The 8732-nt window shown below is 56.8% G+C and carries 9 protein-coding genes and 1 pseudogene; 7 read left to right on the top strand and 3 right to left on the bottom strand.

The annotated features are described in order from the left end of the window. Positions 1-116 precede the first annotated feature (116 nt). The 5 genes from RTK01_RS14420 (at position 117) to ileS (ending at position 5554) form a co-directional block, all read left to right on the top strand. A complete protein-coding gene (locus tag RTK01_RS14420) occupies positions 117-1022 on the top strand; it encodes a hypothetical protein (RefSeq protein ID WP_312281636.1) in 906 nt (301 codons plus the stop codon). Positions 1023-1042: 20 nt separating this feature from the next. Beyond that, the gene (locus tag RTK01_RS14415; RefSeq protein WP_312281635.1) at positions 1043-1717 is read left to right on the top strand and encodes a peptidoglycan recognition family protein; all 675 of its coding nucleotides are present in this window, start codon (positions 1043-1045) and stop codon (positions 1715-1717) included. A gap of 117 nt (positions 1718-1834) precedes the next feature. Next, positions 1835-2002, top strand: coding sequence for a hypothetical protein (locus tag RTK01_RS14410; RefSeq protein WP_293009972.1), 168 nt, complete (start codon positions 1835-1837; stop codon positions 2000-2002). Between the two features lie 462 nt (positions 2003-2464). Further along, positions 2465-2698, top strand: coding sequence for a PF20097 family protein (locus RTK01_RS14405; protein ID WP_312281634.1), 234 nt, complete (start codon positions 2465-2467; stop codon positions 2696-2698). Positions 2699-2740: 42 nt separating this feature from the next. Beyond that, a complete protein-coding gene (ileS, locus tag RTK01_RS14400) occupies positions 2741-5554 on the top strand; it encodes an isoleucine--tRNA ligase (RefSeq protein ID WP_312281633.1) in 2814 nt (937 codons plus the stop codon). Between the two features lie 119 nt (positions 5555-5673). Here the strand turns inward: ileS and rsmI are convergent, their stop codons facing one another. The 3 genes from rsmI to RTK01_RS14385 form a co-directional block, all read right to left on the bottom strand. Then, positions 5674-6519, bottom strand: a complete 846-nt coding sequence (gene rsmI / locus RTK01_RS14395; RefSeq protein WP_312281632.1) for a 16S rRNA (cytidine(1402)-2'-O)-methyltransferase — start codon at positions 6517-6519, stop codon at positions 5674-5676. Further along, on the bottom strand, positions 6516-7259 hold the full coding sequence (locus RTK01_RS14390; RefSeq protein ID WP_312281631.1) for a methyltransferase: 744 nt from the start codon (positions 7257-7259) through the stop codon (positions 6516-6518). The genes rsmI and RTK01_RS14390 overlap by 4 nt, the downstream gene beginning before the upstream one ends. 129 nt (positions 7260-7388) lie before the next feature. Further along, positions 7389-7562: a DUF362 domain-containing protein gene (locus RTK01_RS14385; protein WP_293009967.1), complete on the bottom strand. Its 174-nt coding sequence runs from the start codon at positions 7560-7562 to the stop codon at positions 7389-7391. A 275-nt stretch (positions 7563-7837) separates the two neighbouring features. On the opposite strand from RTK01_RS14385, the gene RTK01_RS14380 reads away from it, so the two are divergent. Further along, positions 7838-8329 carry a CtsR family transcriptional regulator gene (locus tag RTK01_RS14380; protein WP_312281630.1) on the top strand — a complete coding sequence of 164 codons (492 nt, stop codon included), beginning with the start codon at positions 7838-7840 and terminating at the stop codon, positions 8327-8329. 88 nt (positions 8330-8417) lie between these two features. Beyond that, positions 8418-8732: pseudogene (locus tag RTK01_RS14375) on the top strand (hypothetical protein); the annotation flags it as partial.

Below are 8732 nucleotides of genomic sequence, written 5' to 3'. Positions count from 1 at the left end.
CCGTGGCGCTGGTGATCTGCATGTCGTTTTTGGTCCTTGTTGGCTACTTTGGGGCGGAGATGCTGCTGTAAAAATCCTTCCACATTCTAAAACGCAGCTGGAAGGGGGGCGCGGTCTTGGCTGCCGCGCTGATTCTGGTGTGCGTGGCCCTTGAATTGGATCTTCCGGGTGTTGAGCGGCGCGTTCCCGTGGCGGAGGAGGTACAGTCATTGGAATTCCAGCTCTACGGGCAGGACTCCGTTTATGGCGACAGTCAGGACCCTGAGATGATCGACCGCTTCTTGACGCTGCATCAAATGCTGGTGGAAGAGCGCCCCACGGACAGCAACTGGGACGAGCATGCGCTCTACGGAAGCGTGCATCTGGACTATACCCTGAAAAGCGGCGCACATCTGCGAAGGAATTACAGTTTTACGATCTCTCCCTCGGAGATTGAGGCCCATGCCGCGCTGGCGGAGCAGCTGACAGAGCTTGCCCGGGACCCGGAGGTGTGGCAGGCGTATATGAAAGAGCGCTTCGAGCCGGGTCGGCTCGTGACGGTGGAAATGTATCTTGACAGGGAAGGCCGCACGCTGACCTTTGAGAGCGATACCGCCCGGGAAATTCTGGCGGCACTGAAAAAGGACATTGAAGCGGGCCACGCCGGGGCGTATATCTTTGATTCCGAAGGTTGGGATGCCAATACGTACTCTACAAACCTGTCGTTCTATTACCGTACGCAGGAAGACACAGGCAACGGAGACTATTATAAAGGCAGTTACTCCGAGGAAGTGCAGATTTCCAAGGACTATACCTACCTTCTGGCGGCGCTGGAAAAGGCCGGTGTGGATATAGACGGCCTGACTACGTATCAGAAATACTATGACGAGGACTACGACATGCCCGTGTATTACCAAAATCCCATTTCCCCCGGAGAAACGGGGGAATACCGGGGGCCGGATGAATTGGCACCGGAGATTGCATCCGGAGATGCGGCCATCATCGGCGGAGCCGACGGACCCACCGCGGTTTACGTCGGCTAAGGCGCGGGAGCGGAAAGCGCATGGCTTACAGAGAAAAAAGAAAGCGCATGAATCCACGGTTTTTTGCGCTGTGCCTGGCGGCGGTCCTTGTGATCGCCGCCGCTGGCGTTTGGATTTGGAGTAAGATTGGCTCCGATGTTTCGGCAGAGACGGTGGTGCTGCCGGACTATGTGAAGCAGGAATTTTTGACGGTGAATCCATGGTCCCGCCCCGGCACGGAGCTGGAGCAGGTGAAGGGAATTGTCATCCATTACGTGGGCAATCCCGGCACCTCGGCGGAAGCCAACCGCAGCTATTTTGAGGGCCTTGAGGACGGCCATCTGGAGATTTACGCCAGCGCGCACTTTATCGTGGGACTGGAGGGAGAGGTGCTCCAGTGCATTCCCATGACGGAGTGGGCCTACGCCTCCAACACCCGCAACGAGGACACCCTCTCCATCGAGGTCTGCCATCCCGACGAGACAGGGGAATTTCTCCCCGTGACCTATGACCGGGTGGCGGAGTTGACGGCGTTTTTGTGCGACGCGTTCGGTCTGACCTCCAAGGACGTTCTGCGCCACTACGATGTGTCGGGAAAAAACTGCCCCAAGTATTACGTGGAAAATGAAGATGCGTGGCAGACCTTTTTGACGCAGGTGGACAGCGGCATAGCGGCGCTGGAAAAAGAAAGAGCGGAAAAAGAGGCGCAAAGCTGAAACTTTTTTCCGCTGAGAACCGTCATATCAATCAAGAAGACGGCGGATGGGGAACTCCGCCGGGAAATTGTGTGCGGGGCGGCGGAAGCCGCAGATAAGAAGAAGGGAGCTTTCCGAATGGAAGCCACAAGAAATGCCGGACTCTGGCGCGTATGGGTAGACACCGTGAACCGTATTGTCTCCTTCCACGAGGCGGAGGGCTTCCGGCCCATTGAGTTTCGCAGCCGGGAGATGTTTTTGTCCTGCGTGGACGAGTACACGGGGAAGCATTACCGATACCAGTGATAAAGGAACGCTTTGCGTTCCTGTTTGCCGGGGGCTTGCTGTCTGTGAATTGCAGGCGGCAGGCCCTTTGGCTTTGCGTCCGGGAAAGCCGGACTGCCTTCCGGGGAATTTCCGACTTGACAAATCGGCAGCGGCGGGTATAATAGTGTTGAAAAATTGAATACTTGGCGTAGATAAGGACGAGTAAGACCCAGCCCCTGCACAGAGAGCGGCCCATTTTGGTGGAAGGGCTGCCGACAGGCGGGACCTGAAAATCACCTTGGAGCCTCCTGCTGAAAGACGACGCGAGTAAGTTAGGACGTGTGACGGCGTTACCCGTCGGCCTGTGAATGCAGGCTGTGAGCGGCTTTTTCCCGCAAGGGGGGAGCAACGAGAGTGGTACCGCAGAAGTATTTTAAACGCTTCTGTCTCTTTAAGAGACAGGGCGTTTTTTATTTTGCATGAAAGGGGATCTTAAAGTAAATGAACTGTCCCAAGTGCGGTCGAGAGATGGAACCCGGAATCATGTATACCGAGAAATACGGTTACTGGACGCAGCAGGAGAAGCTGCCGGTTTTTCGCGTACCCAAAGACAGTGTGCTGCTCAGAGCGCCGGGGGATGACTCCGCGAGCGGATTCGACATTTTCCCGTTTCATGATTTCCCCGGAACGATGCTGTGCCGTGCCTGTAAGATTGCCGTTTTTGAATACAACTGATTGTTGAATATTTTTGATTGATTATAATTAGGAGGAATTTCCATGGACTATAACAAGACTATCAATCTGCCCAAGACCGACTTCCCCATGCGGGCGGGGCTGCCTAAGCGGGAGCCGGAGATGCTCAAACGCTGGGAGGATATGGACCTCTACAACGAGCTTTTGAAAAAGAACGAGGGAAAGCCCCTGTTCAACCTTCACGACGGCCCTCCGTTTTCCAACGGCGATCTCCATATGGGCCACGCCCTGAACAAGTCCATTAAGGACTTTATCACCCGGTCTTATGCCATGCGGGGCTATTATACGCCCTATATTCCCGGCTGGGATAACCACGGCATGCCCATTGAATCTGCCATTATTAAGAAGAACAAGCTGGACCGCAAATCCATGTCCGTTCCCGAGTTTCGTTCTGCGTGCCACGATTTTGCTCAGCACTATATCGACGTGCAGATGGACGGCTTCAAACGCATGGGCGTTATCGGCGATTGGGAGCATCCCTATAAGACCATGGACCCCGGCTTTGAAGCCGAAGAAGTCAAGGTTTTTGGTGAGATGTACAAAAATGGCCACATTTACAAGGGCCTCAAGCCCGTGTACTGGTGCCCTCACGACGAGACGGCTCTGGCCGAGGCGGAGATTGAGTATCAGGACGATCCCTGCACTACCGTGTATGTGAAGTTTCCCATGCTTGATGACGGGGGAAAGCTCGGCAAGTTCGACCACAACAAGCTGTTTTTCGTGATCTGGACCACTACCATCTGGACTCTGCCGGGAAACCTTGCCATCGCCCTGCACCCCGAGGAGAGCTATGCTCTGGCGAAGGCCCCCAACGGCGAGGTATATATCATGGCGGAGGCGCTGGCGGAAAAGGTCATGAAGCTGGGCGGCTTTGAAGAGTACGAAATCGTGGAGACGCACCCCGGCGCGTTTTTTGAGAATATGCTGGCGAAGCATCCCTTCCTTGATAAAACCAGCCGCCTGCTGCTGGCAGACTATGTCACCATGGACTCCGGTACCGGCTGTGTCCACACCGCCCCCGGCTTTGGCGCGGACGACTATGATACCTGCCGCCGGTATGGCATGGACATGGTGGTGCCCGTGGACGATCAGGGCCGCCACACCGACTATGCCGGAAAGTACGCCGGGATGAAGACGGAGGAATCCAACCCCGTGATTCTGGCGGACATGAAGGAAAGCGGTGCGCTGTTTGCTCAGGAGAATATCGTGCACAGCTATCCCCACTGCTGGCGCTGCAAGGGAGCCATTATTTTCCGCGCCACTCCGCAGTGGTTTTGCTCCGTGGACTCTTTCAAAGAGGAGGCCTGCGACGCCTGCGAGGATGTGCGCTGGGTACCCGCGTGGGGCAAGGAGCGCATGAAGTCCATGATCCGGGAGCGCAACGACTGGTGCATTTCCCGCCAGCGCAAGTGGGGCCTGCCCATTCCCGTGGTATACTGCAAGGACTGCGGAAAGCCTGTCGTCACCGACGCGTCCATTGACGCCATCTCCAAGCTCTTTGCGGCAGAGGGATCCAATGTCTGGTTTGCCAAAGAGACGGAGGACATTCTGCCCCATGACTTTGCCTGTCCGCACTGCGGGGCCAAATCCGGATTCACCAAGGAAGAAGACACACTGGACGGCTGGTTTGATTCCGGGTCCACCCACTATGCCTCCATGAAAAAAGATCAGGGTTTCTGGCCTGCCACCGTCTATATGGAGGGATTGGATCAATACCGCGGCTGGTTCCAGTCCTCTGTGCTGACCGCCGTGGGCGCTTTTAGCAAGGGCGCGCCGTTTAAAGAGTGCGTCACCCATGGTTGGACCGTGGATGAGCAGGGAAAGGCCATGCACAAGTCGGCTGGCAACGGCATGGACCCCGCAGAGATTTTCGAGCAGTACGGCGCGGACCTGCTGCGCCTGTGGGCGGCTTCCGCAGACTATCACTCGGATGTGAGCGGCTCGGACAGAATCTTCAAGCAGCTCAGCCAGAATTATCTGAAATTCCGCAACACTGCCCGGTACTGCCTTGGCAATCTGGATGGGTTTAATCCCGATGATCTGGTCCCTGCTGATCAGATGGAGGAACTGGATCGCTGGGCCGTCACCCGGCTCAACGCGCTGACGGAGAAATGCCTCAAAGCCTATGACGACTATGAATTTTTTGTTGTAACCCACGCCGTCAATGACTTCTGCGTGCTGGAGCTGTCCAACTTCTATCTGGATATCATTAAGGATCGGTTGTACTGCGAGGAAGAGGACGGCAAGCGCCGCCGCAGCGCCCAGACCGCTCTGTTCCTGATTCTGGACACCATGACGAAGCTGATGGCTCCGGTTCTGGTCTTTACCTGCGACGAGATTTGGCAGGCCATGACCCACCGGGTCGGGGACGACGAGCGCAACGTGCTGCTAAACGAAATGAACAAGCCCTTTGCGGACTATGCGCTGGGCGAAAAGGCCATGGAGCGCTGGGAGACGATTGTCCGCCTGCGGGACGACGTGAACGCGGTTTTGGAAACCGCCCGTGCCGACAAGAAGATCGGCAAGGCACTGGAGGCGCGCGTCTCTCTCCACGCGGACGACGACGCGGCGGCGCAGGCGCTGATGGCGACTGTGGGCGTGAGCCTTGCCGAGGTGTTCATCGTCTCGGATTGCAGCATCACCACCGCGGAGCCTTCCGCAGAAGCCACCGTGGGCAAGGGGACCAACTTCCCGGGTCTCACCGTGGAGGTGGGTCGGGCTGCCGGCGCCAAGTGCGAGCGATGCTGGATGCAGTCTGCCAAGGTGGGGGAGAATCCCGACCATCCCACCCTCTGCCCCCGCTGCGCGGACGTGGTTTCCAAGCTGCCCCGGTTTTAAGACGAATAAAAGCTTATAAAATGCCGCGCCGGAGGAATTTCCTCCGGCGCGGTGCTTATATTTATGCTGCTTTGTGAAGTGGAGTGTTGCCGCAGAGGTTGCGGCATGAGGGTGTGAACTTAATTCGTCTCCGCTTCGGCGGTCACGGCGGCGCTGTACAGCTCGTTCCGGGAAAGGCCCGTGGCCTCGGCGACCTGCCGCACGGCATCCTTCATTCTCAGGCCCCGACTTTTCAGCTCCAGCACCTGACGGACGCCCTCCTCCGGCGTAATTTCCGCCTCCGCCGGAGGGGCCGCTCCCTCCAGCACAAGGACGTATTCTCCCCGTGGACTGTTCTCCCGGTAATAAGCCACGGCATCCCCCAGCGTGCAACGCATCGTCTCTTCATGGAGCTTGGTCAGCTCCCTGCACATTGCAATTTTCCGCTCAGGGCCAAAAAAGGCGCGCAAATCGTCCAGCGTGGTGCGCAGCTTATGGGGTGCTTCGTGAAACAGCATGGTGCGGCGTTCATTTAGCAGAGAAGAAAGGTGCTCCCGCCGTTCCTTTTTGTTGGTGGAGAGAAACCCCTCGAAGGTAAATCGGCCTGTGGGCAGACCGCTCACTGCCAACGCGTTCACCGCCGCGCAACAGCCGGGAATGGCCAGAATCTCCACACCCTGCTCCGCGCAAAGGCGCACCAGCTCCTCTCCCGGGTCGGAGACGGCGGGCGTGCCCGCGTCCGTCACCAGAGCGCAGCTCTCTCCCGCCAGCAGGCGGTTTAAAATAGACTGCCCGGCAGAGACGTGGCTGTGGGCGTGATAGCTCACCATCGGGCGCTTGATTTCAAAGTGATTCAGCAGCTTCACGGAAACGCGGGTGTCCTCGGCGGCAATAAAATCCACCGTTCTCAGCGTCTCCACCGCCCGGGGAGAAAAGTCGCCCAGATTCCCAATAGGCGTGGCGACCAGATACAGCGTTCCGCTCATGGCGTGTTCTCCTTTTGTTCAGGTGTTCGGAAATAGGCGGCGGCATATTCCGCCGAGGGCATACCGGACGCATCCGTCAGGCACAAAGGCGGCCCGATGGAAAGCCCGGGCTTTCCGCCCCGGCGGGCCTCCAACAGTAAAAGAGACGGCGCGGTCCGCGGACGGGGTTCCACCATCCGCAGCCGCTTTGGCTCCAGTCTGTTTTCCCGCAGGGCGCAGAGCAAGTCGCACAGCCGCTCAGGGCGGTGGACCAGACAAAAGGCGCCGCCCCAGCGCAGCAGATATGCCGCCGCGCGGCATAAATCCGTAATGGTGCAGTCTGTTTCGCTGCGGGCCGTCCGCCTTGAAGAGGCCGGAGCGGTTGCGCCGCTTCCGTCCAAAAAATAAGGGGGATTGGAGACGCACAGATCAAAACTCCCGGCGGGTAAAAGGGCGCGAATCTGCCGAATATCGCCCCGCAGGGTCCGCAGACGGTCCCCAAGACCGTTTTCTGCCGCCGCCATGTCAGAGAGCAAGGCGGCGTGGGGCTGAATTTCAATGCCGGTAATTTGCAGCTCCCGCTGCCGCTGAAGGAGGAGCAGACCCAAAAGCCCCGTTCCACTGCCAAGATCGCAGATCCGCAGACCGGGACGCAACAGGGGAAAGCTCCCCAGTAAAAAGCTGTCGGTGCCGGGCTTGTGGGCGCACTCGTCCCAGCAAAAGCGCAGGCCCCCGGGGCACAGGCTGTCCCATTGCTCCACGGCGTGCGCCCCCTTTCCAACTAATGTGCTTCCATTATACGGCAAAGTGCCGCCCCGCGCAAGAGATGCCATTCTAGGCATAATAAAAGCGCCGCAGAAAACCTGCGGCGCTTTTATGTACGAATCTGCTTATTCGCCGGGAACGATGGCGCTGCTGGGGCAGGTATCGCTGCAAGCACCGCAGTCCAGGCAAGCACCGGCGTCGATCACATAGGAATCATCACCCTGACTGATAGCACCGGCGGGGCAAACATCCGCGCAGGAGCCGCAGCTTACGCAGGCAGAAGTAATCTTGTAAGCCATGGAAAAGCACCTCCATAAAATTAGTAAATTTATTGTAGCACACGTTAAAAAAAAAGCAAGCGTTTCTGTGAAAAATATATTGGAAATTTAGGCAGTTTGTCACGTATAACTGCATTTTTCTTAACTTTTGGGATAGATTGAGTGGTGTTCACAATTTCTTTTCAATTTGGTCAAAGAAAGTCAAAAAATACCCCTTGACATTTCTGATGACGGTGCTATACTACGTATCAAACAAAGGTTAAAGAAAGTCAAAGTCAAACCTGACGCAAGGTATTATGAGTGAATTAACAGAAGAGAAAGAGGCGGTTCAAGTGGGCATCTCCGATTTAATTGCCAGCTTCCTGCAAGAAAGCCTGAACGAGGCCGACGGCGGAGTGCTGGAGGTGCAGAGAAGCGATTTGGCCCAGCGGTTTAACTGCGTGCCAAGCCAGATTAACTACGTAATGAGCACCCGGTTTTCCCCTGAGCACGGCTATATCGTGGAAAGCCGCCGGGGGGGCAACGGCTATATCCGGATTACCCGGGTGCGCATGAATCGGCAGACGCTGCTGATGCATGTCATTAACTCCGTGGGCGACCGGTTGGATTTTCCCTCGGCAAGAGCGATTTTGAGCAACTTGGTGTCCTCCGGTGCGCTGGAGGGCAGCGTGGGGGAAACGCTGCTGACCTGTATGGACGACCGGGTGCTGGTGGCTGTGCCCCGAGAGCTGCGGGATTCCGTCCGGGCAGAAATGATGAAGCAGGTTTTAATTCATCAGGTGGAGTGATTTTCTCGTCCACGCGCCGGGACGACAGGGCGGCGCAGTACAAACTGTTTTTAATTATAATTTAAATAGACTTGAGGAGGAAACAATTATGAAATGCGAACATTGTGGAAAGAATGAAGTCAACTTCATTTATGAGAGCAACGTGAACGGGCATGTGGAAAAAGCCCATCTTTGCAGCGAGTGCGCCGAAAAGCTGGGCTACACTCAGGCGGTGGCGGCGCATAACCGCAGAATGGTGCAGGACTTTTTTGGCGGCGGACTGCTGGACAGCTTTTTCAGCCCTCGATCCTCTCTGTTGGGACCGTCCCTTTTCGGGGAGGACATTTTCGACGATTTCTTCCGCCAGATGCCCGCGCTGGGCGCGGCTCCTGCGCAGCAGCAGGAGGTCCGGGAAAAGCCTTTG

Origin of the sequence: Oscillibacter sp. (genome assembly GCF_031978065.1) — a bacterium.
GTDB lineage: Bacteria > Bacillota > Clostridia > Oscillospirales > Oscillospiraceae > Oscillibacter.
Note: the sequence above shows the minus strand (reverse complement) of the source record. Positions and strands in the feature narration are given on the sequence as shown.